Consider the following 26,296-nt stretch of genomic DNA (forward strand, 5'->3'; position numbering starts at 1 on the left):
TTAGTACTCCTCTCTAAATTTCTTCGTTAGCCAGTTCGCGAATATATTCATAACAAAGGTAATAATAAATAGTGTCATACCAACAGCATAAATCGTATAATATGCGATACTACGATACGGAGTATCACCTAAGCTAACTTGCACAATATAGGCAGTCATTGTCTGCACTGGTTCTAATGGATTAAAAGTGAAATTCGGCATTGCTCCCGCTGCGATAGTTACAATCATTGTCTCCCCTATCGCTCGGGATATTGCTAATACAAATGACGCTATAATTCCAGAGAGTGCCCCTGGAATAATTACCTTATACGCAGCTTCAAACCGTGTCGATCCTAATGCGTAAGCCCCTTCACGAATATGTTTCGGCACTGCTGCCATTGCATCTTCACTTAAAGAAGCAATCATCGGTATAATCATAATTCCCACAGCTATACCCGCACTTAATGCATTAAACAATCCTAAACCCGGCATCAGTGATTGAAGTACTGGTGTAATAAAATTCAATGCAAAAAAACCGTAAACAATGGTTGGTACTCCAGCTAATACCTCTAAAATAGGTTTTAATGTCTTCTTCACCCGATCAGGTGCATACTGGCTTAAGTAAACTGCTGCTCCCAGACCTATTGGACCAGCAATCGCAATCGCAATAACAGCCACAAGGACAGACCCTAAAAGTAAGGGCAGAATTCCAAATTGCTGTGGTTCAAACAATGGAGTCCATCGCGTTCCAGTTAAGAATTCTTTAATGGAAACGAAACTAAAAAACGTGATTGTTGATTCAAATAATGTATAAACAATACCTAAAGTAACAAATATCGAAATTGTAGAAATCAGAAAAAGGATTTTTGGCATAATATATTCTACGAATTTATTGTATCTAGCAGATACTCCCGTTTTATTTTTGATTTTATCTCTAACAGTGAGATTTAAGCTATTCATTTGTTGTTTTGAATTAGCTTCCAGCGTGTTGTGATCTGTCATCTTTACCTCTCCCTTATCCCCCATAGTCCTTATATTTATACATGGCAAAAGTGCGATGTAATACTACATCACACTTATAGCCTTTAGGTTTCATTATTTAGACTATTTTAAAGAATCCAGTAATTTTTTATTGTCTTCATACATCTGTGCTGGCATGTTGATATATCCTACTTGAAGAGCTAACTCACCAGCTTTTTCATTCATAAAGTAAGCGAAATCTTGAATTTGTGGATTTTCCTTGAATGACTTCTTATTTACGTATACGAAAATCGGTCTAGATAAAGGTGCGTATGTTCCATCATTGATTGTCTTCTCTGTTGGAAGGATTGCAGCTTCTCCATCCTTAGGTGAGATTGCAACTAAGTTTAACTTGTCATGGTTTTCTTCATAGTACGCATAACCAAAGTAAGCAATACCAAACTTATCTGCTGATACACCACGTACAATGATATTATCATCTTCCGATGCTACAAAGTTAGGTGTAATTTTCTTATCTTTACCAATTATTGCTTCCACAAAGTAGTCGAACGTTCCAGAGTCTGTACCAGGGCCAAATAATTTAATTTCGGCATCTGGAAACTCTTTACGGACTTGGTTCCACTTTGTAGCTTCTCCAGTCCAAATCTTTTGTAACTCGTTTACAGAAAGATCTTTCACGAAATCATTTTGCTTACTAACAACTACAGATAAACCGTCATATGCTAATGGTAGTTCTACATACTCAATGCCATTTTTCTCAGCTGCTTCTTTCTCTTCACCTTTTATGTGACGAGAAGCGTTACTCATGTCAGTTTCACCAGCAGTGAACTTCTTGAATCCTCCACCTGTTCCAGATACCCCAACTGTCACTCTTACATTTGGCTGAACAGATCTATATTCTTCAGCAATAGCTTCTTGAATTGGGTAAACTGTAGAAGAACCATCAATTAGTACATTTCCTGATAATTTAGGTGCTTCTGCTTTTGGTGCTTCTGCTTGCGGTTTTTCTGGTGATGGAGCTGCTGGCGTTGCAGTGCCGCCTCCACAAGCAACTGTAAATACCATTAGTGAAGCTACTACTAATAAAAGTACGGCTTTTTTGAAACTTTTCGACATTGTTAAGTACCCTCCTGGAAATTCCCATTTAATTTATGTTTGTTTTATGAGGATGTCCCTCACTTACATTTTTTATTGTAACGTGCGTATATTGAGTTGGTTTTAATGAATTGTTAAGGTTTTGTAAAGATGTCCACTATAAATGTAAAAGGCCATGAAAGACGTAGATACCCACGTTTTTCATGGCCTTTGATTAGACCATAGCTAATCAACAGCTTTTTATTATCTCATTGGATTGGAATCAGTATACCCATGGTACTGGGATTGTTGTATGCCTGATGGCATGTAAGACGAACCCGTATTCATCGAATTAGTCGATCCATTTTGAGATCTTTGATGATATTGCGTACCACCCTGCATTTGATTCATCATATTCATGTTAGACATGGAACCACTCGTACTTGACATTGGATGGCTCGTACTTGACATTGGATAGCTCGCACTTGACATGGACGACATATGTGTTGGCATATGCGACATATGGCTCACACCGCTACTCATTGTCGTATTCATAACGGCAGTCTCTAATTGCTGGCAAATCTGATTTGCTTGTTGCATTTTGTGAATGGCAGACTGATGGCCTTGAAGGGCAGTTTGAATCATCTGTGTCGCTTGTCTTTCTCTTCTTGCAATATCTTCTAATTGCGACGCGTTTTGTTGCTCCTGTTGTAGCATTTGTTGATACATAGAGTTTGATTGCTGCGTTTGTTGAATCAACTGGCTTAACAATTGTTGACATTGATTGATTTGCTCAGAAATATTTTGACTGCTCATTTGATTGTACATTATTGGGTGTCCTCCTAAAGAGATATTTTGAACCATTCACTATTCTTTGTTGTTGTCCAAAATACATTAGCGGTAATATATACCTCATTTGAATTATCATTGGAAGAGACATATTCCTGAAAACACATTGACTTTTTGTCATAATATATGTAAAATAAAATTTGTGATAAAAAATCACGCAGCATGCCGGAGTGGCGGAATGGCAGACGCATACGACTCAAAATCGTACGGGCAACCGTGCCGGTTCAAGTCCGGCCTTCGGTACCAAACAAAGCATACAAAAAACACAAGCACTGATATTCAGTGCTTGTGTTTTTTTGTTTCATCCTAACGAAATTATCTACCGTGAATTAACGCTGGTAGACATTTTACACAAACATATCCTTCTTTCCCTTCAACTACTGCCTTAATAAGGACACGCTCATCTTCGTTCTTACTGCAAACAGTACAGCTACGTTTTTCTTCTGACATTTTGTAACCCCCTAGTCTATTTGTAACATTGATAGCATTACTATCTGATGTTTAATCTTTACTTAAGACTAGTGTAACAAAGTTTTCATTTTTTATAAGTGATTCGGGTCAACTTAATTCGTGAGATTAATCACTTCGTGAATGTAATACGGAAAGTTGTTCCCACTCCGACTTTACTTTCCACTTCTAGGTTGCCATTGTGAATATCTACTATATGTTTAACAATTGATAGCCCTAATCCAGTACCACCGGATGCACGACTTCTATCCTTATGCACACGATAAAATCGTTCAAAAATCCTTGGTAAGTCTTTTTCTGGAATTCCAATACCATTATCTTCAACCTCAAGGACGATCCAGTTATCAAACTCATTAATTCTCGTATAGACTGTGGAATTCTCTTTTGAATACGTTAACGCATTGCTTATTAAATTGATAAATACTTGTTTCATTCGATCGCGATTGACAAAATGAAAAATCTTTTCTTTATTTGATTCAAATTTTAAGGATTTTCCGCTCTTTGTTGCTTCGTTTCCTAAATTCTTTATGACATCGCTAGCAATCTGAACCAGATCTTCATTATGCTTTTCAATCGCGTAGACACTGGACTCAATTTTCGACAGTTCTAACAAATCGTGCACAAGCTTACTCAGGCGATCGGACTCTTTATAAATAATATTGGTAAACTCCAGCGTTGTATCTTTATCGTCAATCACTCCATCGATGATCGTTTCTGCGAAACCTTTAATCGAAGTTATCGGCGTTTTCAACTCATGGGATACGTTCGCTACGAATTCCGCCCTAATTTGCTCTAGGCGTTTAATATCGCTAATATCATGAATTACAACAATTACACTATGTATCAATCGGTTGATATTTCGTATTGGTACGATACTTACCTCTACTACCCTAAGAATGGAAGTTTGTATCTTAATTTGGTCTCGATAAAACTCGCCCCGTTGGAGTGCGTCTTCAATAAATTCTTGCAGACCATAGGGACCTAACACATCGGAGTAATGTCTGGAAATCAAACTTTCCTTACTAGCTACCAGAATCCTTTCCGCTGAAGGATTCGTGTAACGTACTTGTCCCTTTTGATTAATGAGAATCACGCCACTTAACATGTTGTTTAATACGCCTTCTAACTTACTTTTCTCATCAGACAGCTCTGTAACCTTTTCTCGAATTGCTTGAATCATTCGATTCAAGGTCGTCGCTAATAAATCAAATTCGTCCTTACGATTGACATACACTCTATGTTCAAATTGACCTTCCGTAACCTTCCCAGCGATGGAAGTGATTTTCTTTAAAGGATTGGATATATCCCTCCAAATAAAGAAACCAACAATTACACCTAAAAGTGTGAAAACAATCATGATAATCACTAGCAGCAGAAACTTCTGATTCAATTTGTTATCAATCATTTCTTCCATCGGATACGATACCAATATGAACTGAGGAACATCAAAGCTTAGTCGATAGATTACCATTAAATGTTCTTTGTGATCCTTCATACTTTTCTTTTTGAAGAACATATGCTCATTGGAATTATTCCGCATGAAATCGGATAAATAATCGGAAAAGGCGATAAATTGTTGTTCTAATTGCTTATGATTCTGTGGTTTTGCTTCCCATACTACCTGCAAATCACGATCATAGATATTGATGATTACATCCTCATCAGCGTATTTCTTACTGATATTTGTTAGGTACCGTTGGACTTCAGCTTCCGTGTTAAGATACTCAACATTGCCAAGATTTGCAATCCATTGATCACGATATGCTTCTTCCATATCTATTTCATACCAATACTGCCATAGCATAGTCATAATGATTGAAGTAACCAGAATCAATACAGTGAGTGGTACTACAATGGTCCATCGAAAACTTCTAGTCATACATTATCTCCTTGAAAAATGAGCCAGTTATTGATTGTTTTTATAATCGATTTTGTAACCAATGCCTCGAATCGTCTTTATATATTGAGGCTTTTTCGGATCTTCTTCAATTTTCTCTCGCAAATGACTGACATGGACGTCTACAATTCTAGTATCCCCTACGAAGTCATAGTTCCAAACTGTGTTTAGCAGGTGGTCACGACTAATGACCCGCCCCTTATTCGTTACTAGGACCTTTAACAATTCAAATTCTTTCGGAGTCAGTTCTATTAATTGATTGTGAAACGTTACCTCGTAAGTACTGATATTGACAATCAAATCCCCAATACTAATAATCTCTTCTGGATTCTCTTCCTTTTCCATACTTGCTTCCGAGGTTCTTCGTAATACCGCTTTTACCCTTGCCATTAACTCTCGCGGGCTAAAAGGCTTTGTTATATAATCATCTGCACCTAGTTCAAGACCTAAGACTTTATCGAATTCATCATCTTTAGCACTTGCCATGATGATTGGAACTTTAATTTTATTCTGACGAATTGATTTACATACGTCCATGCCATCCATACCTGGTAGCATAAGATCTAGGATAATTAAGGCGAGTTTCTGTGTTGCAGCAATTTCTACTGCCTTTTCTCCATCCGTTGCAGTGAGCGTTTCATAACCTGCTTTTTCTAAATTGAATGTAATTAGTTTTAAAATCGATTCTTCATCGTCGACAACTAGAATTTTTCTGCTACTCATTTCTGCTCCCCCTCTTGTCTCATGATGTAAGAATAACAAAAATTCAAAAAAATATAAAGAAAACTTAGTATTTGCCAAGCTAATCAAAAAAAGTATAGCAAGACGCTATACTTTAGAATCTTTGATTTATTCTTCTGTTACTATACTTTGTGCATTTTTTTTCGTATTCTCATATAGTTGCTGTAAGACTTTCGTCATTTTCACGGCGTCTTTTGATGCTTGCATAGATAGTTGGTTCACTTTATCCATTTCTTGATTGGATTTTGTAATTTCATATACTAATGTATGAAATGATTGTTTCGTGGAATCTAAAACCCTTCTTACTTCTTCTACTTCATGAAGGCTTTCAATGGTGGTGTTAGAATTATCTTTAATCATAAGAAATATATTCACCATTTGGTCTTTAATTTCCTTTGAAACCTGCGATGTATGACCAGCAAGTTTCCTCACTTCCCCTGCAACCACAGCAAACCCACGACCATGCTCGCCAGCTCGTGCCGACTCAATCGATGCATTTAATGATAGGATGTTGGTCTGGTCGGCTAAAGAAAGAATATTCTCAACGAATTTTAGTAGTTCTTCACTTTTTTCCTGAAGTGATAGCGATAAGTCACTTTGCATCTTTGAGATATTTGTAACACTCTGATATACAGAATCCATTTTCACTAGCTTTTCTTTACTATCTTCCATTACATCCATGAGTGCCTCAAAGTCTTTCACATGGGAGTGAATATGTGCACTCACAGTGTTAAATGATTCGCTTAGATCATTTGCGTTTTTCACGCTATCCGTAAGCTTGTCTGCTTGTAAAAGCATACTATCTCGCTGAAACGAATTAACTTTCAATAATAACGCTCTGATGCTTAAAGTACGAATCCCATATATGGTACTTACTATGATTGGATCGTATAGGTTTTCTTCCTTGCGTTCCATTGCTTTCTTTATTACTGTATGTAATGGCTCATCTTCATGAATCATTAAATAGTTGGTCTCCATAAGATTCGTTATCGAACGATATAGATATAAATCATTATTAAATCTTTGTCCCAATTGCCTATATAAGTGTGAACGAACTACAATTCCAGCAATTTTGTCCTTCTCCATAATCACAATTAAAGCAGCATCTTTGTGTTTTTCAAACAGCTCTGTAATTTCATTTACATTTTGTGTAATGGATGCAAGTATGGGTACTCGGCTGATTTCTAAATACGTACTTTTATGATCGAGTAATGTGTTCAATCGGTGTGCTCCTCTGCTATGTAATGCTTCCTTCTGTATCTAGATTAGCAGATGTATATTAAGAGCATGTAAACCTTTCGCGAACTTTTGTTAAAAGTACTGTATGAAGAAGAAAAAAAGCCAGATGCATATGATTTAATGCATACTGACTTTAACTCAGCGGCGTTACTAATACTCCCCTTCTATAAGCGGAAGTATTAGTAACGCCTTGCCTCGAAATAAGTATTATCTAAAAGCATCTATATTACATTGGTTGTGAGTACTGTTTTACCCCTTCTTCGTAAAGGTCGTTACCATGAACGTCATTAACAACGATTGCTGGAAAATCAACGACTTTTAGTTTGCGAATAGCCTCTGCACCTAGTTCTTCGTAAGCAATAATCTCTGCTTCTTGAATTGATTTCGCAATCAGGGCTGCCGCCCCACCAACTGCCGCTAAATACGCTGCGTTATGGTTTACCATAGCATCACGAACTTCTTGACTGCGTGACCCCTTACCTACCATGCCTTTCAAACCCTGCTCAATCAGTCTTGGAGCATAAGAGTCCATTCTATAACTCGTTGTCGGCCCAGCAGAACCTATAACTTTTCCTGGCTTCGCTGGAGATGGCCCTACGTAATAGATAAACTGACCTTGAATGTCAAAAGGTAGTTCCTTTCCTTCATCAAGCAATTCTACTAGTTTCTTATGTGCCGCATCCCTTGCAGTATATATATAGCCTGTGAGAAGCACACGGTCGCCTGCTTTTAACTTACGGATATCTTCATCTGTTGCTGGTGTAGTGATTCGAACCCAATCCATCAGAGCACCTCCTATAATTTCACTGACTTGTGTCTAGCCGCATGGCAATTAATATTGACTGCCACTGGTAAAGACGCAATGTGAGCAGGATAAACATCAATGAATACATCTAACGCTGTCGTTGTTCCACCTAATCCTTGTGGTCCAATCCCAAGCTTATTAATCTTTGTCAGAAGCTCCACTTCCAATGCTGCAATCTCAGGATCAGCATGACGTTCCCCAATATTGCGTAACAGCGATTTCTTCGCGAGTAGTGCTGATTTCTCAAATGTTCCACCAATCCCTACTCCTACAACGATTGGAGGACAAGGGTTAGGACCCGCTTCTCTGACTCGCTGGATTACAAAATTCTTAACACCTTCTACTCCATCAGCAGGCTTCAACATCTTAATACCACTCATATTCTCGCTACCGCCACCCTTTGGAGCGATAGTAATCTTCACTTCATTGCCAGATACTAAATCGATATGTATTACAGCGGGAGTGTTATCCCCTGTATTCTTGCGATTTAGCGGATGCTCTACAATGGACTTTCTTAAGTATCCATCCGTATAGCCTTGTCTTACCCCTTCATTAATAGCATCCGTCAATGTTCCACCTTGGATATGAACATCCTGGCCTAACTCCACGAAGAATACCGCATATCCAGTATCTTGACACATTGGTACGCGCTCATTTTTTGCAATTTCAGCGTTTTCCAATAATTGCTCGAGAATTCCCTTGCCAGTTGGACTTGCTTCACTCTCATGGTAGCTCTTGAAAGCGTCGACGACATCCTGGCCTAAATCATAGTTCGCTGTCATACATAATTCTTTTACTGCTGCCGTGATTGAATCTACATGAATTTCCTTCATAGACCTCACCCCATCTTTGTAAAATATTATTGTATTTTATATAACAAATAATCTATTAGTACGAATATTATCTCAGCGGCGTTACTATTACTCCCACTTCTACAGAATGGTTCTTCTATTTTTAAAATAATTAGAACCATAACGTACCCTTAGGTGAAAGTGAGTGATAAGTGCCGCCAAGCTTCGAAATAAGTGCAACTAAAGTTCAGTTGGAATAAAAACTCCATCTGAACTAAGTTTTCTTTAAGAATATTATTAACGGAAAAATCCCCGGGAAAATCCCCGGGGTATTCATTTGATGTAGATTAGTTGCAAGCCTTTAAAGTCTCATGCACCATGTCAGCAGACTTTTGTAACGCTTGCTTCTCTTCCTCAGTAAGTTCGATTTCAATAATTTTCTCTACGCCGTTACCACCTACGATAGCAGGCACTCCAAGATATATACCGTTTTGACCGTATTCACCTTCTAAGTACGCAGCCACAGGTAAAATGCGTTTCTTATCTTTAAGGATTGCCTCCACCATTTGAATTGTCGAAGAAGCTGGTGCAAAGAATGCACTTCCTGTCTTCAATAAATTCACGATTTCAGCTCCGCCTTTACGCGTTCTCTCAACAATCGCATCTAAACGATCTTTAGGGATTAATGTTTCAATTGGGATTCCACCTGCATAGCTATAGCGAACAAGTGGTACCATTTCATCACCGTGTCCACCAAGTACGAATGCACTAACATCCTCAAAAGAGATATTTAATTCACGAGCAATAAATGTACGGAAGCGAGCAGAATCAAGTACTCCAGATTGTCCCATTACTCTATGCTTAGGGAAACCACTAGCTTCTAAAGCAACCTTACACATTACATCCAGCGGATTTGTTACTACCACTATGTACGCATTTGGCGAATACTTAACAGCTTCAGCTGTTACATGGCGAATGATTTGAGAATTCTTTTGCACTAAATCTTCACGAGTCATACCGGGCTTGCGTGCAAGTCCTGCTGTTATTACAATTACATCAGAATCAGCAGTGTCTTCGTAGTTGTTAGTTCCCACGATAATTGAATCAAAGCCTTCTACTGGCGCAGCTTCCATAAGATCTAAAGCTTTCCCTTGTGGTACCCCTTCTACTACGTCAACAAGCACGATATCCCCAAGCTCTTTACTTGCTGCCCAATGTGCTGCAGTAGCACCTACGTTTCCAGCCCCAATAATCGTAATCTTATTTCTCTTCATCATTTCGCCTCTCCCTTTATATTAATCTTGAAAATCATCTATAAGAATATATTACTACTGATAAGAGTACTAAGCCAAGATAATTATTTGAATATTATAAAGAAACTTGACATTCGCCAAGCTTTCGCGAAGAGAATGTCTTAGTTGCACTTATTTCGCCTAAGATAAATTTTTTATAATCGCATCAGCAAATTCAGATGTCTTTAACTCAGTAGCTTGGTCCATTTGTCTCGCTAAGTCATAAGTGACTGTCTTTTGTTGAATTGCTTTTTCCATAGCTTCGGTAATCATGGAAGCTGCTTCTGTCCATCCAAGATAGTCGAGCATCATCACACCCGAAAGAATCACAGAGCTTGGGTTAACCTTATCAAGACCCGCATACTTAGGTGCTGTTCCATGCGTTGCTTCGAAAATCGCAATATGATTGCTGATATTTCCACCTGGAGCTAGTCCTAAACCACCAACCTGTGCAGCTAGAGCATCTGACAAATAGTCTCCATTTAGGTTAAGCGTTGCTATAACATCATATTCTTCTGGACGAATTAACGCCTGCTGGAACATATTGTCAGCAATGCGATCTTTTACAACGATTTTGCCTTCTGGGACTTTCCCATTATATTCATTCCATAGTTCATCTTCTGTGATAATGTACTCGCGGAATTCTTGAGTAGCTACTTCATAGCCCCAATCTTTAAACGCGCCTTCCGTGAATTTCATGATGTTTCCTTTATGAACTAACGTAACACTACTACGCTTTAAATCAATAGCATATTGAATCGCTTTACGCACAAGACGCTTACTACCTTCAATAGAGACTGGCTTAATTCCAATACCAGAGTCAGGACGGATGTTCTTACCAAACTCCTCATTGATATAGGCAATGATTTTCTTCGCTTGCTCGCTACCTTCGCTCCACTCGATACCAGAGTATACATCCTCGGTATTTTCACGGAAAATCACCATATCTACCTTTTCAGGCTCTTTCACAGGGCTAGGTACTCCTGTAAAATAACGAACAGGACGAACGCATGCGTACAAGTCTAAAATTTGTCGAAGAGCAACATTTAAAGAACGAATCCCTCCACCTACTGGAGTCGTTAATGGTCCCTTAATTCCTACTATGTATTCCTTCATTGCTTCAATCGTCGCATCAGGCAACCATTCACCTGTTTCGTTCTTCGCCTTTTCACCAGCTAAGACTTCTTTCCAAGCAATCTTCTTTTCTCCGTTGTATGCCTTTGCTACAGCCGCGTCAAACACGCGAACAGACGCGCTCCAAATGTCTGGCCCGATTCCATCTCCCTCAATAAAAGGAATAATTGGATTGTTTGGAACGTTTAACTTACCATTTTGAATCGTTATTTTTGAACCTGTCAAGATGATTCCTCCCTATCCTCAGTGAAACACATGATTTGTGATACTCTGTTTCATTAGTTGAAAATTATATCGTAAAAATCGCTTTTTATCAACCGCTAAACATCGCATAAATCCGCATGAATATCACCGCAATTCCAGCACCAATTAAAGGTCCGACTGGAATCCCCTTTAGAAAAATGACTCCCAAAATCGTCCCTATGACTAATCCACCCGTAAGCTGCGGGTCATTCTTGAGTAAGTCAACTCCAGCACCACCAAGCATTGCTACTAATAATCCGGATATAATTACAATCCAACCTTGTGGAGATTGCAAGGTATCCGAGAGCTGCCGTAACTCCACTTCACCAGTGGCAATCGGAATTAAAACGGCTATGGTTATAATAATAATTCCCACATTTAATCCATGACTCTTCAACCAAGGAAAGATATATGGTGATAAAGTTGTCCAACGAATCAACAGTAAAACCGCTACAGCCACTACCACAGATTGATTCTTACTAAGTAATCCCAAACCAAGTAATAGGATTAAAAATATCGATGCTTGAGACATATGTTCACCTCTAAATTGATTTACTGAATGCTATACTATATGGTATTGTTTTTATATGCTTAAGCATAATGAATGGATTATAGTTTCTCAAAAACAGAAAGAAGGATACTATTGGCACCGTTATCAGACATAAACAAAACGTATATCTCTTTAATTCTATCAACCTTTATATGGGGAAGTGCATTCATTGCCGCAAAGGTTTCCGTTGCGGTGTTTCATCCCTTTACCGTCGCGTTCCTACGTTTTTTCGGGGCATCGATTGTACTATGGATTGTCATGACACTTCGAGAGCCCAATCGACCGAAGTTAGCCAAGCAAGATATTATAACATTTACCATTTTAGGGCTTGTGGGAATCTACGGCTATAATGTCTTATTCTTTTATGGCGTAATGCTTGCACCTGTTACGAAAAGCTCATTAATGATCGCAACAAATCCAATATTTATTGCTATTTTATCTGTTATTGTACTAAAAGAAAAGTTGCGTCCACTACAATTTTTGGGTGTCCTGTTGGGAATCGTAGGTGCCTTTGTGATTATCACGAATGGCTCCATCCTATCATTCTTTGAAGCTGGAGTGACAAAAGTAGACTTCATTCTTATTGGTGCCGTCATTTGTTGGGCGATTTACTCGATTGTTGGGAAAATTAGTTTACAGCGGTTTTCACCACTCGTATCAACGACATATGCGTGTATTGCAGGCACATTCTTTCTGTTTGTCTTTTCTTTACCACAGATTATGAACGAACAATATTCAAATGCTAACATTACCGTATGGTCAGCGATTGTCTATATGGCTGTTGTCGTGTCCGCCTTAAGCTTTGTTCTTTGGTATGATGGTATCCGTGTAGTTGGCGCTGCGAAAGCTGCATCTTTTATTAACTTAATGCCAATTTCAGCAGTTACACTAGCTGTCTTAATATTCGGAGAAAAGTTATCGATTTATCAATTCTATGGGGCAGTGCTTATCATCATAGGAGTATATTTGAGTAATCGTAAGTATTCTACAAAACCTCTTGTTAACCAAGAACAGAATATCAAATTACAGGATTCTTAGTCTCATAATCAATGAATGCAAGTCTTCTCGATATAATCAGATATGAGATAGTCTATTATAGTACATGGAGGTGAAAATGGTGTTCACAAAAAGAAATGGCGTAATTTTACTTCGATTGCTTATATTGTTATTGATTTTGTCCATTATAGGATATTTGTTTGTGCATTTATTTGCTATCTTCTTACCTTTTATTTTAGGAACTTTCGTTGCTTTTCTTATGGTTCCATTAATTAATGTTTTGGAAAAACGATATCGGATGCATCGGTCCGTAGCAACTCTAATCATCTTATTATTATTCTTAGTAGTTGGGACAACCTTTATTACCTTAATTACGGCGCAAATTATCTCTGAAGGAATTAAGCTTGCTTATCAGCTACCAAATTATATTGCGGCCAGTACGGAATATATGCAGGAATTATTAGTACAAGAGTATTTTGTCGATTACTTTGATACTCTGAATGATTATTATCAAGGCTTACCAGCAGAAGCGCAACACAATATTATGATGACTATTCAAAGCAATTTCCCTAGTTTAGTGGATCAGGTGCAGGCATTTATTAAAACCGTGCTCACGGATACAGTGCGTATCGTAGGTGGTATACCGGGGACTTTAACTATCGTTGTAGTGGCGATTCTAGCAGCATATTTCATAGCAAAGGATTGGAACCTCTATAAAGCCAAACTACAAGAGCGTCTCCCCGAGGAAGTTTCTGATAAAGGAGCGATTGTATACCATCAGCTTGTGAAAGCTTTCGGCGGCTATATCAAAGCCCAAGCAATTCTAGTAAGTGTCACAGGGGTTATCGTTATTATTGGACTGATAGCACTAGATGTAGAATATGCGTTTACGCTAGGACTAATCTCTGCATTTCTTGATATCTTACCTTACATTGGTATTGGACTACTGTTTGTTCCTTGGGTTATATATCTCTTTATCTTCGGGCAATACAAGCTTGCCATTGGCCTTTCTGTACTTTATCTAGCGATTGCAATTACAAGACAATCAATTGAACCGCAGATTCTATCTTCTAGTGTTGGAACGAAGCCCTTACCGACATTAATCGCATTATATGTTGGTCTGAAAACTTTAGGGGTATTTGGACTCATCATGGGGCCCATCATACTCGTACTATTGACTACCTTGTATAAAGCAGAAGTATTCCATGACATATGGAAAGTGGTAAAAGAGTAATACTCTTTTACCACTTTTTGTATATTAGTATGTTCCCAGAACGCAGGATGTTTGAAAACCATGTTCTCATCCATAGTTTTAAAATCCCCCTGGACGTCGGTATTAACAAAAGAAACCCTACAACATCTGTTACAAACCCTGGAGTCAATAAAAGTAACCCACCAACCAGAATGGCTAAGCCATCTAATATTGCCTCGCCCGGAATCCTTCCTTGCTGTAAATCTAATTGTGCAAGTAATAACGTCTGTCTTCCTTGACTTTTTGCCAAATATGCTCCTAAAAAGCCTGTGAATATGATGAATCCAAGGGTAGTCCAAGCGCCGAAGATTTGACCAACTTTAATAATAACATAAATTTCTAAAGCAGGAACAAGTATAAACAGTAGGGTAAGTAGTCTTAGCATTGTGCACCCCCCCATAGTTGTTCAATGATTCGCGCCAATTGCGGATACTTTCTTTGTATGCTGATTGGTCTACCATTTTGAATCAATGCATGTGTTGTATACCCTGTCGCCAGTAGCTCTTGTCTCTCTTTATGAACCACTTTGTAGGTAAAAACAAGCTTTACACCTGTAAAATCATGAATCGCTGTATGAATCTCAACAATGTCATCATATTTCGCAGGCTTTACATATTTACAGTATAAGTCCACGACAGGCATCATGATTCCATCTTCTTCTAAACTCTTATAGCTAATGCCATGGGTCCTCATGAAATCCGTCCGAGCCACTTCAAACCATATGGCATAATTCGAATGGTATACTACTTGCATTTGATCTGTTTCCTGATATCGAACGCGCAGTTCTGAATAGTTATGACCTGTCATGTAGTACTCCTTCCCACGGTTAGCAATTATAGTATATTTGCTCTACCTGAGTAGATTACGCCGCGCGATGCATCTACGGTAATTTCATCACCATTTTTCACTTTATGTAAAATTCCTCGAACACCTACAATGACAGGTATGCCTAAGCTAATACCAACGATGGCCGCATGTGATGTGATTCCAGCTTCCTCAGTGATAATCGCACTCGCTTTTTCTATGGCTGGCATAAGATCTTTCTCAGTAGCGTATGTGATTAGAATTTCTCCTTCTTTCATCTCATCACAGGCAGTACTATTGACTTCACATACACGAGCAATTCCACTTACACTCTTCTCACCAACACCAGTCCCTCTTCCAATGATTTCACCCATAATATGAACCTTCATTAGATTCGTAGTTCCTGACTGCCCTACTGGTACACCGGCAGTGATAATAATCAAATCACCGCTTTTAATATATTTCGAATGGTCTACAGCTTCAATCGCAACTCGGAACATTTCGTCCGTAGAATGGGTTTCCTTGCCTAATACAGGCTGTATTCCCCAGGAAATAAGCAATTGTCTGCTCACCAACGGATCTGGTGTAACCGCTATAATCTGACATGCTGGACGAAACTTCGATACCATTCTAGCTGTATATCCACTAGATGTTGATGTGACTACTGCTTTTGCATGTAGTTCGTGGGCGACATTCGCGACAGCATAACTGATTGCGCTAGTAACGGATGATGGAAGAATGCATTGATAGTCGGCACGCAAGTTATTCTTATAAATATTCGAGTTTTCTGTTGTTTCTGCAATTTGAGCCATGATAGAAACTGCTTGCAATGGATAATCGCCGGCAGCCGTCTCACCAGATAACATAATGGCGTCTGTTCCATCGAGGATTGCATTAGCTACATCGCTTGCTTCTGCCCTTGTTGGTCGAGGATTGCGCTGCATAGAATCAAGCATTTGCGTAGCCGTTACAACTGGCTTACCAGCTTCGTTACATTTTTTAATAATTTCTTTTTGCACTAGTGGGACTTGCTCTGGCGGAATCTCTACTCCTAAATCCCCACGAGCTACCATAATTCCGTCGGACACTTCGATAATTTCATCAATATTTACAACCGCTTCTGTGCTTTCAATTTTAGAGATAATTTGGATTTTCGAATTATGTTTCTCTAAAATCTCACGAATTTGTAACACATCAAGGGCTTTTCTAATAAACGAGGCAGCAATGAATTCTACATTGTTCTCAATCGCAAACAGAATATCTTGCACATCTTTTTCTGTAATACTTGGAAGTTGTGTGGATATTCCTGGAAGATTAATTCCTTTCTTGTTCTTCAATATTCCTGAGTTGATAATCTTACAATGTACCTCAGATGCAGCAATACTAACGACCTTTAATTCGATTAGACCATCATCCACAAGGATCGTATCGCCAACCGATAAATCTTCAGCTAAATGGTCATACGTGATTGCTACCTTTTCCTGTGTTCCTATAAAATCGCCTGGAACTAATGTGATCATTTCACCTGACTTTAACTCTACCTTCCCATCTACTACTTCCTTCGTACGAATCTCTGGGCCCTTCGTATCTACCATAATCGCAACAGGAATATTTACTGATTGGCTAACTTTACGAACAAGCTCGACTCGACGTTTGTGTTCTTCATGGGATCCATGAGAGAAATTTAACCTTGCGACATTAATGCCTGCTTTAATGATTCCTCTTAATGTTTCTAGTGAGTCTGTAGCTGGTCCTATTGTCGCGACTATTTTTGTCTTTCGCATAATGTACCTCCAACATTGATACTGAATATCTTCATTCTTTCTTTCAAGTGTAATATAAAAATGTGAATGGTGTATGTATGTTTCTTATTGTTTTAGTTAATATTAAATGTTTTGTTACGCAGTTTTCTATTATGGTAACCTAAATGGATAAAATTTTCGATAATTCATATGCATCTAGGTCAATTTTCGGTTTTTCCGAAAACGCTTGTTCAAAAGGTACTCCTACAATATTCTGGTTCACTATTGAAACCATTAAGCCCGATTGATTATTCAATAGTAAGTCTACTGCTTTACCACCCATCAGACTTGCTAACCATCGATCGTATGCTGTTGGCGAACCCCCTCTTTGTACATGCCCTAAGACAGTAACACGCGTATCAAGTCCAGTCGATTGCTTAATCCGTTCTGCAATCGCTTCTCCAGATCCAATTCCTTCTGCCACAATAATGATACTGTGTTTCTTCCCTCGATTATGACCCTTCATTAGGCGATCAGTAATATCATCGTAGTCAAAGTCTCGTTCTGGGATAATGATAGATTCTGCACCACCTGCGAGTCCCGCACGTACAGCGATGTCCCCTGCACTACGTCCCATGACTTCTACAATAAATGTACGGTCATGCGAGCTTGCCGTATCGCGAATTTTATCAATGAGTGAGATTACTGTGTTCACGGCAGTATCGAAACCTATCGTCTGGTCTGTACCAGGGATATCATTATCAATCGTCCCTGGAATCCCAATTACACGGATTCCTAGTTTCGCAAGCTCCATAGACCCACGGAAAGAGCCATCCCCACCAATCACAATAAGCCCTTCAATGCCATTATTCTTGAGGTTATCAACAGCTTTTCTCTGCCCCTCTGGAGTTCGGAATTCTTCACTACGAGCCGTGTATAGTATCGTACCACCACGTTGTATAATATCTGCTACAGAGTGAACTTTCATCTCTTTCAAATCATTCTCAATAAGACCCTGATAGCCACGATATACACCAAAAACATTTAATTGATGATATAACCCTTTTCTAACGACAGCACGGATAGCCGCGTTCATTCCTGGTGAGTCGCCACCACTAGTAAGAACGGCAATGTTTTTCATAGAACTCCTCCTCACTCAGTTTACATCTGTAACACAAAAAGCACTGCAAATACAGTGCTGTGTCTTACTATTGATAACATCCAATATTCTTATATTTATTATATCGTTGCTTTAGCATTTCATCCTTGCTCAAGTGATATAACTCTTCTAATGCCGATACAATGATAGACTTCATCGCATCTGCTGTTTTCCCTGTATCCTTGTGTGCTCCACCCTTTGGTTCTTCAATAATGCCGTCGATAATATTAAATCCATACAAATCTTTGGCAGTAATTTTCATTGTCTCAGCAGCTTTTTGAGCTAAAGATGCATCCTTCCATAATAGAGCTGCCGCACCTTCAGGAGATATTACGGAATAAATGGCATTCTCTAGCATATAAATCCGGTCCGCTACGCCTAATGCTAACGCACCACCACTACCACCCTCACCAGTGACAATAGAGATTATAGGTACGGTTAATCCCGCCATTTCAAATAGGTTCTTAGCAATCGCTTCCCCTTGTCCACGTTCCTCAGCAGCCTTGCCAGGGTAGGCCCCCGGGGTATCAATCAAGCAAATGATCGGTCGCTTGAACTTCTCTGCTTGTTTCATTAATCGCAATGCCTTACGATATCCTTCTGGATGTGGCATGCCAAAGTTTCTAGCAATATTGTCCTTAGTATCTTTCCCTTTTTGATGACCTAAAACAGTCACTGGCTGACCATTCAAAATTGCAATACCACCAACGATTGCTGGATCGTCAGCAAAACTACGATCACCATGCAACTCTATAAAGTCTTCAAATATAGCTTTTATGTAGTCCAAACTCGTAGGTCTTAAGCTATGACGAGCAATTTGTGTCTTTTGCCAAGGTGATAGATTGCCATAAATTTCATTCTCTAACTTAACAGCACGTTCTTCTAGTTTAGCAATTTCATCGGATAAGTCGATATCGGATGAAATTGTGAATTTTTTCAGTTCATCTATTTTCTCTCGTAATTCTGTAAGTGGCTTTTCAAAATTCATATCATTCTTAATGGTGCCCACCTCCGAGCGCATGCATTTTTATTATCTTACTCAAAAACGAACGCATATCTTTACGGTGAACCACTTGGTCTAACTGACCATGTTTTAATAGAAATTCTGCTGTCTGAAAATCGTCAGGTAGCTTTTGGCGAATCGTTTGCTCAATAATTCTTCTTCCAGCAAACCCAATTAAAGCCCCTGGCTCGGCAATATTCAAATCCCCTAAAGATGCAAAGCTAGCAGTTACTCCACCTGTTGTGGGATTGGTCATAACTGATATGAACAACCCGCCCTGACGATCAAGCTCCTTTAGAGCTGCAGAGGTCTTTGCCATTTGCATTAAGCTATAAATCCCCTCTTGCATTCTTGCTCCACCAGAAGCTGAGAATAATACAAACGGATAGTTTTTAATGATTGCCTTCTCTATCGCTCTAGTAATTTTCTCTCCTACAACAGAACCCATACTAGCCATCCGAAAACGAGAGTCCATAATCCCGAACACGAGCGGCATCCCGTCGATTGTTCCTTCACCTGTGACTACTGCCTCTTTTAGACCAGTTTTTTCAATGTCTGAAGCAAGCTTATCCTCATATTCAGGGAATTCCAGTGGATTGCAAGATTGTAAATCCTCATCATATTCGAAAAAGTTTTCGTTATCTAAAGTATAGCTAATACGTTCTCTTGAAGTAATTGCAAAATGATAATTGCATTTATTACAAGTTTTATAATTCTTCTCTAATTCTTTCGCATATAGTATTGCACTACAGGACGGACATTTCACGATAATACCCTGTGGTACATCCTTTTGAACTTGTTTCGCTGTAACTGATGCGTACTTTTTCTTTTTCTGAAATAAATCTTTAAGCACTACGTTTCACCTCACAAATGGGAAGAATGCAATACTCTATGTAATGCATCCTGAACTTCGTCTAATTCACTTTCTGGCACTAATATTTCAAACTGACGTTTGGATCCACTCACTTGTTTTACCTTTATTAAAAAACCTTCTTCTGTTAATTGAGTGCGAATCTTCTCCGCTATTTTCTCAGTAGGAGAGATGTAAATAACGGTCCACATGGAGTTTCCTCCCTCTCATATCCGATTAATTTAAGTTTCTGTATAAATAACGCATACTGCTATTATAAACAGTATGCGTTATAGTGTATTTTTAGTTATAATATCACAATTTATAGGACTGGCGCAACAAGACCATTATTCACCAAATAGGTCCGTTTTAACCTTTTTCAGGTGATTACGCATCGCTTCTCTCGCTCGTTCGCCATCTTGATCTTTTACTGCATAAAGAATTTCATAGTGGTCTTTAACAGATTTTTGTGGTCTGCCTGGCAAAGTTAAACTGCCTTCTTTCCCTTTGCGAATAAAATCTCCGATGGTATGCATAACACGTACTAGAATTTCGTTCCCAGATGCTTCTGCTAATGCATAATGGAACTCCGTATCTTCTGTTAAAGGAATTGTTCCTTCTTTTACAGTTTTATCTGCACGACTTAAAATCATCTCTAGTCGTTCTAGATCCTCTTCACTTGCTCGTTCCGCTGCTAAACGTGCCGTCTCACACTCTAATATTTCACGGACCTCAAATAAATTATCTAATGTATCCTTTTCTTTGAGGATGAGTAGTGCTAATGATTCAATCATTTCTGTCCCGGAATGGCTTTTTATAAAAGTTCCTTCTCCTTGTCGGCTTTCTAGAAAGCCTAACAATTCTAAGGCTCTGATCGCTTCTCTTACAGAGGATCTAGCAACTCCAAGTGTTGTTGCAAGGTCTCTTTCGGAAGGCAATTTATCGCCAGGTAAAAATCTCCCATCCATTATCAATCCGCGAATTTGAAACATGATTTCTTCATATAGACGTCGTTTTTTCACAGGTTCAAGCATGATTCGTACCTACTTTCCAATCGTAGCAAGAAGTTTTGTTTTCTCCTCAATGATTTTAGGATCTACAGTAATCCTTGCAACACCAGTTGCCATGGCAGCTGTTGCAACAGCCTTCGCTACATTTGGTGCGACCCGTGGGTCGAAAGGGCTAGGAATTACATAGTCTGCTCTTAACTCATGAGGTTCAATTAATTCAGCAATCGCTTTTGCTGCTGCTACCTTCATATCTATATTAATGCATTTTGCTCGAACGTCAAGAGCTCCACGGAAAATTCCTGGGAAAGCTAATACATTATTCACTTGATTCGGAAAATCTGATCTTCCTGTGCCGACAATCTTAGCACCTGCCGCTATCGCATCTTCTGGCATAATTTCTGGTACTGGGTTCGCCATGGCAAAAATAATGGCATCTTCATTCATGGATCGGACCATATCCTGTGTGACAGCACCAGCAGCGCTAACACCAATGAACACATCTGCTCCAACTAAGCAGTCAGCTAAAGAGCCTGTTTTCATACTTCGATTCGTAGTTTTAGCAATGGTATCCTTCATCGGATTCATGCCAGTAGGACGTCCCTCATAAATAGCGCCTTTCGTATCACACATGATTACATCTTTCACACCTAAGTGCATCAACAGTTTAATAATTGCAATACCTGCTGCTCCCGCACCATTCGCTACCACTAGAACATCTTCTATTTTCTTATTGACTAGTTTTAATGCATTAAACAAGCCTGCGAGTGTAACAATTGCCGTACCATGTTGGTCATCATGAAAAACAGGAATATTCATTGTATCCTGAAGCATTTCTTCAATGATAAAGCATTGTGGAGCAGCAATGTCTTCTAAATTAATACCACCAAAAGTTGGCTCTAAAAACCTTATGACTTCAATTAATTTTTCTGGACTATCATCATGTTTAATACAAATTGGCATAGCATCTACACCAGCAAAGTTCTTAAAAAGTACTGCCTTGCCCTCCATAACTGGTAGCGCAGCCTCTGGTCCAATATTACCAAGACCGAGTACAGCTGTACCATCAGAAACAACAGCAACCATATTACCTTTAGACGTATAATCATATACCGTGTTGACATCTGCATGTATTTCCTTGCAAGGCTCAGCTACCCCGGGAGAATAAGCAAGTGATAAATCGTCCGCGTCCTTTAATTGCACTTTCGAACAAACTGATAATTTTCCCTGACTCTGTCTGTGCATCTCTAAAGCTCTCTCTTTAAGATTTAACATGACCTTCAGCTCCTACTTTAGTGGTATAATGGTCTAGTGGTCTAGTGGTCATACCACTTATCTATTTTGTTCCATTATATCAGTACTACAGATGCTTGAAAAGTCCCTGTTTGTCCTAATTGTTATAAAACAGAATTATCCTCTTATTGGTCATTTTGTTAATATTGGTCTGAATTATGTAAGACTTTGAGAGTTTTCTTCATCTTCTTCATCGGAGTCTATATCTTGATCAAGATAGCTTCCGATTGATCGATGGGCGATTCTTGCCGATGCTGCAGCAGCAATGCCTGCTACTAAATCATCAAGAAACGTATGAATCGATTCTTCGTCCGTATCTAATTTTTTAATAATGCCGATTTTTTCTTTATCTAAATAGCCGAAACTCGTAAGCCCTATCGATCCATATACATTCGTAATTCCGAATGCAAGGATTTCGTCAACACCGTATAGCGGTTCATCTGTTTCAATGATTCCTTGTAAAGGTTCAGGCAAAAGCTTTTGTTCTGCTAGCTGGTCAAGAGCTATACCAGTATACAAAGTAAATTGCACTTCGCGTTTATTGAGAACGCGTAATACACTTTCCTCACACTCTTCCATTGAAATATGTGGGATATATGGAGACTGAAGCCGATGGACAATCGAAGCAATATCTCCAATTGTCACACCTCTTTGATTCAGTAAATCTACAATTCGCTGCTGTTGTATGTTCAATCGCACGACCTCCTAATGTTATTTCAACACAATATTTCCTTCTGTCAAAATCTCACGCAACTCTTCTAACAGTGAAGTATCCTCTTTTACAAAGAAATTCGATTGTAGCGGACGATAGGATTTCTTTTTCGGATGATACAGAATCACAGGTATACTGCCATGATATAATTGTAAAGTTTGGAGCACCTTATCAAAAATTTCATCCTGCTCTTCATAGTCAAATTTCAAGTACAGCTTCTTCGGCTTTTCATTCAGTTTCTCTAAATCCATATCATCTAAACGTGAAATTCGTTCTGCGATGAGTTTCACTTGCTCTTCTTGTTGCTGAACCTTTCCTTTAATGAGTAAAGGAGTATCCTTTTCTAGCATATGTGCGCAGTCCTTGTATAATTCTGAAAAAACTACGACCTCTACAGTAGCCGTTAAATCTTCTAATACTAGAAAACCCATCAATTGGCCACGTTTTGTCATAATTTGTTGTTTACTATGAATCATCCCCACAATCATATGTTGGCTGTGATCCTCGACTTCTTGCAGTTCGCTGATTCGTGTAATCGTTAAATCCTGTAACATTTCACGATACTTCTCTAAAGGATGCCCAGAAATATACAGTCCTAGTAATTCACGTTCCATTTCTAACAATTCGTCCTTACTAAACTCAGGTACTACAGGTAGTTGCGGTTCAGGTTCCGTGTGTCCCTCTTCTTCCAGAATACCGAATAGACTGATTTGTTGATCACTCAGTTCCCTTTGCCTTCTTGCGCCATAATCAATCGCTAGGTCTAGCCCTGCTAGATGCATTGCTCTACTTCCGAATTTAAAAAATGCACCGCTTTTAATTAAGTTCTCCAGCACGTTTTTCTTACATACCTGACTGCTCATACGCTCACAAAAATCAAACAAAGACATGAAATCCCCTGCTTTACGCTCTTCAATGATTTCTTGTAGCACACCCACGCCGATGCCTTTGATGGCAGCGAGTCCAAAGCGTATAGCATCCCCAGAAACAGTGAAATTTGCATAGGATTCGTTGATATCAGGTGGTAAAATCGCAATCCCTGACTTTTTCGTATCGTCGATATATTGGGAAACCTTGTCGGAACTGTTCATCGCACCTGTAAGGACAGCAGCCATGAATTCCAATGGATAGTTAGCCTTTAAGTATGCCGTCTGGTAGGCAATTACAGCATAGGCAGCAGCATGAGAACGATTGAAGCCATAATTCGCAAACGCAACAATCGTGTCATACACATCATTAGCGACTGTATCTGCAAAACCCATGGTGCGACAGCCACTGACAAACAGCTCCCTCTGCTCATCAAGAATCTCACGCTTTTTCTTAGACACTGCTCGTCGTAATAAATCTGCTTGTCCAAGACTAAAACCTGCCATTTCTGAAGCAATCTGCATGATTTGCTCTTGATACACAATGATCCCATGGGTATCTTTCAATATATGTTCTAGTTTTGGATGTGGGTAGCGAACAGGAATTTTACCATGTTTCGATTTGATATAGACAGGTATGTTTTCCATCGGTCCTGGACGGTAAAGGGCAAGAACAGCGACAATATCTTCAAAATTCGTTGGTTTTAAGTCCTTTAGAACATTGCGCATGCCGACGGATTCTAACTGAAATACCCCTGACGTGTCGCCTCGACCTAATAATTGATAAGTAGAATGGTCATCGTATGGAATTGCATCTAAGTCAATCGCAATATTGAGCCTTTGCTTAATATTCTTAATCGCATCGTTGATAATTGTAAGCGTACGTAACCCTAGGAAATCCATTTTCAGCAGCCCTATACTCTCTAATATATCCATAGGATATTGAGTGACTACTGACTGGTCATTTCCTCTCTGGAGCGGCACATACTTCGTAAGCTCTTCCTTCGCAATTACTACCCCGGCCGCGTGGGTAGACGCGTGGCGCGGTAAGCCCTCAATCGCTGATGCAGCATCAATCAATTGCTTCACTGTAGTATCTTGATGATACAACTCGCGCAGATTAGGACTCACTTCTAATGCCTTATCAATAGTAATTCCTAATGTATTAGGTATCATCTTCGCAATTCTATCAACATCTCCATATGGCAGATTCATCACCCTACCAGCATCTCGTACAGCTGCTTTGGCGGCCATTGTTCCAAAGGTAATGATTTGTGCTACATTTGCCTCACCATACCTTCTAACCACATAATCAATAACTTCTCCCCGTCGCTCATAGTCAAAGTCAATATCAATATCCGGCATCGAAATGCGGTTTGGATTGAGGAATCTCTCAAATAGCAGTTTATATTCTATTGGATCGATATTCGTAATACGTAATACATAGGCTACTATACTTCCCGCAGCAGAACCACGTCCTGGGCCTGTTAAAATACCGTTTTCATGGGCATATTTCATAAAATCCCATACAATCAGGAAATAGCTATCAAAATCCATGTTATGAATGACCTGTAGCTCATATTCGAGTCGTTCCACAATCTTTGAATCAGTAGCATTATCTCCATATCTTTGGCGTAGACCTTCATAACATTTTTCTCGCAAATAGCTCGCATGCGAATAGTTTTCTGGCACTTCAAAATAAGGTAGATGGCGCTGATCGAAATCAATAGAAAAATCACACTGTTGCGCAATTTTCATCGTATTCTCTAGCGCTTCCGGCGCATAAGAAAATAACCTATGCATTTCTTCATAGGTTTTCATATAGAACTCATCACTTGGAAATTTCATTCTGCCTTCATCCAATAAGGTTTTGCCCGTTTGGATACAGAGCAGCTTATCATGGTATATCGCATCATCTTTTTTTACATAATGTATATCATTGGTTGCTACTAGTCCTATCCCTAATTCTTTACTTAAAGCCACTAACGATTGATTTACGATTTTTTGTTCAGGGATATCGTGGTCTTGAATTTCTAAGTAGAAATTCTCTTTTCCGAATATGTCCACGTAATCGAGTGCAATTTCCTTTGCCTTTTGTTCGTCTCCGCGGAGAAAATGTCTAGGAATTTCACCAGCTAAGCATGCACTAAGCCCAATTAACCCTTCCGCCCGTTCCTTAAGCAAATCACGATCGATTCTTGGACGATAATAGAACCCATCTAGCGACGCCTTACTTACAAGATATAGTAAATTTTCATATCCTATCTGATTCTTAACTAACAGTACTAAATGGTAGGAGTTATCTCCTTTTTGTCGATGCTTATCATGCATCGATCCGTTGGCTACATATAGTTCACAACCGATGATTGGTTGAATGCCTTTTTCTTTGCATGCTTTATAAAATGGGATAGCGCCATACATTACACCATGGTCCGTAATGGCCAAAGCTGGCATCCCTAAGTCCTTTGCACGGGCAACCAATTCCCGGATTCTACTCGCTCCATCCAGAAGGCTATATTCCGTATGTGTATGCAAGTGAACAAAACTCATACTATCTCCCCCATGACGC

The 26,296-nt window shown here is 39.1% G+C and carries 25 protein-coding genes and 1 tRNA gene; 3 read left to right on the forward strand and 23 right to left on the reverse strand.

The features are described from left to right. From pstC to BHU72_RS16415, 3 genes are all read right to left on the reverse strand, one after another. Nucleotides 1-981 (reverse strand): phosphate ABC transporter permease subunit PstC, encoded by a 981-nt coding sequence (gene pstC, locus BHU72_RS13595; RefSeq protein ID WP_301553543.1) that lies wholly within the window; start codon nt 979-981, stop codon nt 1-3. A 102-nt stretch (nt 982-1,083) separates the two neighbouring features. Then, nucleotides 1,084-2,076, reverse strand: coding sequence for a PstS family phosphate ABC transporter substrate-binding protein (locus BHU72_RS13600; protein WP_069703169.1), 993 nt, complete (start codon nt 2,074-2,076; stop codon nt 1,084-1,086). 222 nt (nt 2,077-2,298) lie between these two features. Further along, nucleotides 2,299-2,862: a hypothetical protein gene (locus BHU72_RS16415; protein ID WP_069703170.1), complete on the reverse strand. Its 564-nt coding sequence runs from the start codon at nt 2,860-2,862 to the stop codon at nt 2,299-2,301. 185 nt (nt 2,863-3,047) lie between these two features. Here BHU72_RS16415 and BHU72_RS13610 point away from each other — a divergent pair. Next, nucleotides 3,048-3,129, forward strand: a tRNA-Leu gene (locus tag BHU72_RS13610). A 69-nt stretch (nt 3,130-3,198) separates the two neighbouring features. On the opposite strand, the gene BHU72_RS16420 is transcribed toward BHU72_RS13610, so the two are convergent. From BHU72_RS16420 to BHU72_RS13650, 9 genes are all read right to left on the reverse strand, one after another. Next, nucleotides 3,199-3,333, reverse strand: coding sequence for a hypothetical protein (locus BHU72_RS16420; RefSeq protein ID WP_301553544.1), 135 nt, complete (start codon nt 3,331-3,333; stop codon nt 3,199-3,201). A gap of 130 nt (nt 3,334-3,463) precedes the next feature. Beyond that, on the reverse strand, nt 3,464-5,230 hold the full coding sequence (gene pnpS, locus BHU72_RS13615) for a two-component system histidine kinase PnpS (RefSeq protein WP_069703171.1): 1,767 nt from the start codon (nt 5,228-5,230) through the stop codon (nt 3,464-3,466). Between the two features lie 27 nt (nt 5,231-5,257). Further along, on the reverse strand, nt 5,258-5,971 hold the full coding sequence (locus BHU72_RS13620) for a response regulator (protein ID WP_069703172.1): 714 nt from the start codon (nt 5,969-5,971) through the stop codon (nt 5,258-5,260). 126 nt (nt 5,972-6,097) lie between these two features. Then, nucleotides 6,098-7,210 carry a methyl-accepting chemotaxis protein gene (locus BHU72_RS16425; RefSeq protein ID WP_069703173.1) on the reverse strand — a complete coding sequence of 371 codons (1,113 nt, stop codon included), beginning with the start codon at nt 7,208-7,210 and terminating at the stop codon, nt 6,098-6,100. A 244-nt stretch (nt 7,211-7,454) separates the two neighbouring features. Then, nucleotides 7,455-8,012, reverse strand: coding sequence for a Fe-S-containing hydro-lyase (locus tag BHU72_RS13630; RefSeq protein ID WP_069703174.1), 558 nt, complete (start codon nt 8,010-8,012; stop codon nt 7,455-7,457). 11 nt (nt 8,013-8,023) lie between these two features. Continuing rightward, nucleotides 8,024-8,866 carry a fumarate hydratase gene (locus tag BHU72_RS13635; RefSeq protein WP_069703175.1) on the reverse strand — a complete coding sequence of 281 codons (843 nt, stop codon included), beginning with the start codon at nt 8,864-8,866 and terminating at the stop codon, nt 8,024-8,026. Between the two features lie 305 nt (nt 8,867-9,171). Further along, nucleotides 9,172-10,098 (reverse strand): malate dehydrogenase, encoded by a 927-nt coding sequence (mdh, locus tag BHU72_RS13640; protein ID WP_069703232.1) that lies wholly within the window; start codon nt 10,096-10,098, stop codon nt 9,172-9,174. A gap of 159 nt (nt 10,099-10,257) precedes the next feature. Beyond that, a complete protein-coding gene (gene icd / locus BHU72_RS13645; protein ID WP_069703176.1) occupies nt 10,258-11,478 on the reverse strand; it encodes an isocitrate dehydrogenase (NADP(+)) in 1,221 nt (406 codons plus the stop codon). A gap of 85 nt (nt 11,479-11,563) precedes the next feature. Next, a complete protein-coding gene (locus tag BHU72_RS13650; protein WP_069703177.1) occupies nt 11,564-12,025 on the reverse strand; it encodes a DUF441 domain-containing protein in 462 nt (153 codons plus the stop codon). Between the two features lie 111 nt (nt 12,026-12,136). Here BHU72_RS13650 and BHU72_RS13655 point away from each other — a divergent pair, with 111 nt between their 5' ends. Both BHU72_RS13655 and ytvI read left to right on the forward strand, forming a co-directional pair. Then, nucleotides 12,137-13,081, forward strand: a complete 945-nt coding sequence (locus BHU72_RS13655; RefSeq protein WP_176720496.1) for a DMT family transporter — start codon at nt 12,137-12,139, stop codon at nt 13,079-13,081. 79 nt (nt 13,082-13,160) lie between these two features. Then, entirely contained in the window at nt 13,161-14,273 is a 1,113-nt protein-coding gene (gene ytvI, locus BHU72_RS13660; protein WP_218076146.1) for a sporulation integral membrane protein YtvI, read from the forward strand. A gap of 7 nt (nt 14,274-14,280) precedes the next feature. On the opposite strand, the gene BHU72_RS13665 is transcribed toward ytvI, so the two are convergent. From BHU72_RS13665 to BHU72_RS13715, 11 genes are all read right to left on the reverse strand, one after another. Beyond that, nucleotides 14,281-14,676, reverse strand: coding sequence for an FxsA family protein (locus BHU72_RS13665; RefSeq protein ID WP_069703180.1), 396 nt, complete (start codon nt 14,674-14,676; stop codon nt 14,281-14,283). Then, complete coding sequence (locus tag BHU72_RS13670; RefSeq protein ID WP_069703181.1) at nt 14,670-15,098, reverse strand: acyl-CoA thioesterase; 429 nt, start codon at nt 15,096-15,098, stop codon at nt 14,670-14,672. The genes BHU72_RS13665 and BHU72_RS13670 overlap by 7 nt, the downstream gene beginning before the upstream one ends. Nucleotides 15,099-15,124: 26 nt before the next feature. Continuing rightward, nucleotides 15,125-16,879 (reverse strand): pyruvate kinase, encoded by a 1,755-nt coding sequence (gene pyk, locus BHU72_RS13675; RefSeq protein ID WP_069703182.1) that lies wholly within the window; start codon nt 16,877-16,879, stop codon nt 15,125-15,127. Between the two features lie 139 nt (nt 16,880-17,018). Beyond that, entirely contained in the window at nt 17,019-17,978 is a 960-nt protein-coding gene (pfkA, locus tag BHU72_RS13680; RefSeq protein ID WP_069703183.1) for a 6-phosphofructokinase, read from the reverse strand. 67 nt (nt 17,979-18,045) lie between these two features. After that, nucleotides 18,046-18,996: an acetyl-CoA carboxylase carboxyl transferase subunit alpha gene (gene accA / locus BHU72_RS13685; RefSeq protein ID WP_069703233.1), complete on the reverse strand. Its 951-nt coding sequence runs from the start codon at nt 18,994-18,996 to the stop codon at nt 18,046-18,048. Further along, a complete protein-coding gene (gene accD, locus BHU72_RS13690) occupies nt 18,992-19,852 on the reverse strand; it encodes an acetyl-CoA carboxylase, carboxyltransferase subunit beta (protein WP_069703184.1) in 861 nt (286 codons plus the stop codon). Before accD ends, accA begins: the two co-directional genes overlap by 5 nt. Nucleotides 19,853-19,863: 11 nt before the next feature. Beyond that, entirely contained in the window at nt 19,864-20,061 is a 198-nt protein-coding gene (locus BHU72_RS13695) for a glutamate decarboxylase (protein ID WP_069703185.1), read from the reverse strand. A gap of 135 nt (nt 20,062-20,196) precedes the next feature. Next, a complete protein-coding gene (locus tag BHU72_RS13700; RefSeq protein WP_069703186.1) occupies nt 20,197-20,883 on the reverse strand; it encodes a FadR/GntR family transcriptional regulator in 687 nt (228 codons plus the stop codon). A 9-nt stretch (nt 20,884-20,892) separates the two neighbouring features. Further along, nucleotides 20,893-22,131 carry an NADP-dependent malic enzyme gene (gene ystJ, locus BHU72_RS13705; RefSeq protein ID WP_069703187.1) on the reverse strand — a complete coding sequence of 413 codons (1,239 nt, stop codon included), beginning with the start codon at nt 22,129-22,131 and terminating at the stop codon, nt 20,893-20,895. Between the two features lie 174 nt (nt 22,132-22,305). Then, a complete protein-coding gene (locus BHU72_RS13710) occupies nt 22,306-22,836 on the reverse strand; it encodes a phosphatidylglycerophosphatase A family protein (protein ID WP_083248493.1) in 531 nt (176 codons plus the stop codon). A gap of 24 nt (nt 22,837-22,860) precedes the next feature. Further along, entirely contained in the window at nt 22,861-26,277 is a 3,417-nt protein-coding gene (locus BHU72_RS13715; RefSeq protein ID WP_069703189.1) for a DNA polymerase III subunit alpha, read from the reverse strand. Nucleotides 26,278-26,296 lie beyond the last annotated feature (19 nt).

The organism is Desulfuribacillus stibiiarsenatis (assembly GCF_001742305.1).
Taxonomy (GTDB): domain Bacteria; phylum Bacillota; class Bacilli; order Desulfuribacillales; family Desulfuribacillaceae; genus Desulfuribacillus_A; species Desulfuribacillus_A stibiiarsenatis.

Coding starts and splice junctions, on each gene's coding strand:
- pstC (WP_301553543.1), bottom strand. CDS start 981: ATGACAGATCACAACACGCTGGAAGCTAATTCAAAACAACAAATGAAT.
- BHU72_RS13600 (WP_069703169.1), bottom strand. CDS start 2,076: ATGTCGAAAAGTTTCAAAAAAGCCGTACTTTTATTAGTAGTAGCTTCA.
- BHU72_RS16415 (WP_069703170.1), bottom strand. CDS start 2,862: ATGTACAATCAAATGAGCAGTCAAAATATTTCTGAGCAAATCAATCAA.
- BHU72_RS16420 (WP_301553544.1), bottom strand. CDS start 3,333: ATGTCAGAAGAAAAACGTAGCTGTACTGTTTGCAGTAAGAACGAAGAT.
- pnpS (WP_069703171.1), bottom strand. CDS start 5,230: ATGACTAGAAGTTTTCGATGGACCATTGTAGTACCACTCACTGTATTG.
- BHU72_RS13620 (WP_069703172.1), bottom strand. CDS start 5,971: ATGAGTAGCAGAAAAATTCTAGTTGTCGACGATGAAGAATCGATTTTA.
- BHU72_RS13630 (WP_069703174.1), bottom strand. CDS start 8,012: ATGGATTGGGTTCGAATCACTACACCAGCAACAGATGAAGATATCCGT.
- BHU72_RS13635 (WP_069703175.1), bottom strand. CDS start 8,866: ATGAAGGAAATTCATGTAGATTCAATCACGGCAGCAGTAAAAGAATTA.
- mdh (WP_069703232.1), bottom strand. CDS start 10,098: ATGAAGAGAAATAAGATTACGATTATTGGGGCTGGAAACGTAGGTGCT.
- BHU72_RS13650 (WP_069703177.1), bottom strand. CDS start 12,025: ATGTCTCAAGCATCGATATTTTTAATCCTATTACTTGGTTTGGGATTA.
- BHU72_RS13665 (WP_069703180.1), bottom strand. CDS start 14,676: ATGCTAAGACTACTTACCCTACTGTTTATACTTGTTCCTGCTTTAGAA.
- BHU72_RS13670 (WP_069703181.1), bottom strand. CDS start 15,098: ATGACAGGTCATAACTATTCAGAACTGCGCGTTCGATATCAGGAAACA.
- pyk (WP_069703182.1), bottom strand. CDS start 16,879: ATGCGAAAGACAAAAATAGTCGCGACAATAGGACCAGCTACAGACTCA.
- pfkA (WP_069703183.1), bottom strand. CDS start 17,978: ATGAAAAACATTGCCGTTCTTACTAGTGGTGGCGACTCACCAGGAATG.
- BHU72_RS13695 (WP_069703185.1), bottom strand. CDS start 20,061: ATGTGGACCGTTATTTACATCTCTCCTACTGAGAAAATAGCGGAGAAG.
- BHU72_RS13700 (WP_069703186.1), bottom strand. CDS start 20,883: ATGCTTGAACCTGTGAAAAAACGACGTCTATATGAAGAAATCATGTTT.
- ystJ (WP_069703187.1), bottom strand. CDS start 22,131: ATGTTAAATCTTAAAGAGAGAGCTTTAGAGATGCACAGACAGAGTCAG.
- BHU72_RS13715 (WP_069703189.1), bottom strand. CDS start 26,277: ATGAGTTTTGTTCACTTGCATACACATACGGAATATAGCCTTCTGGAT.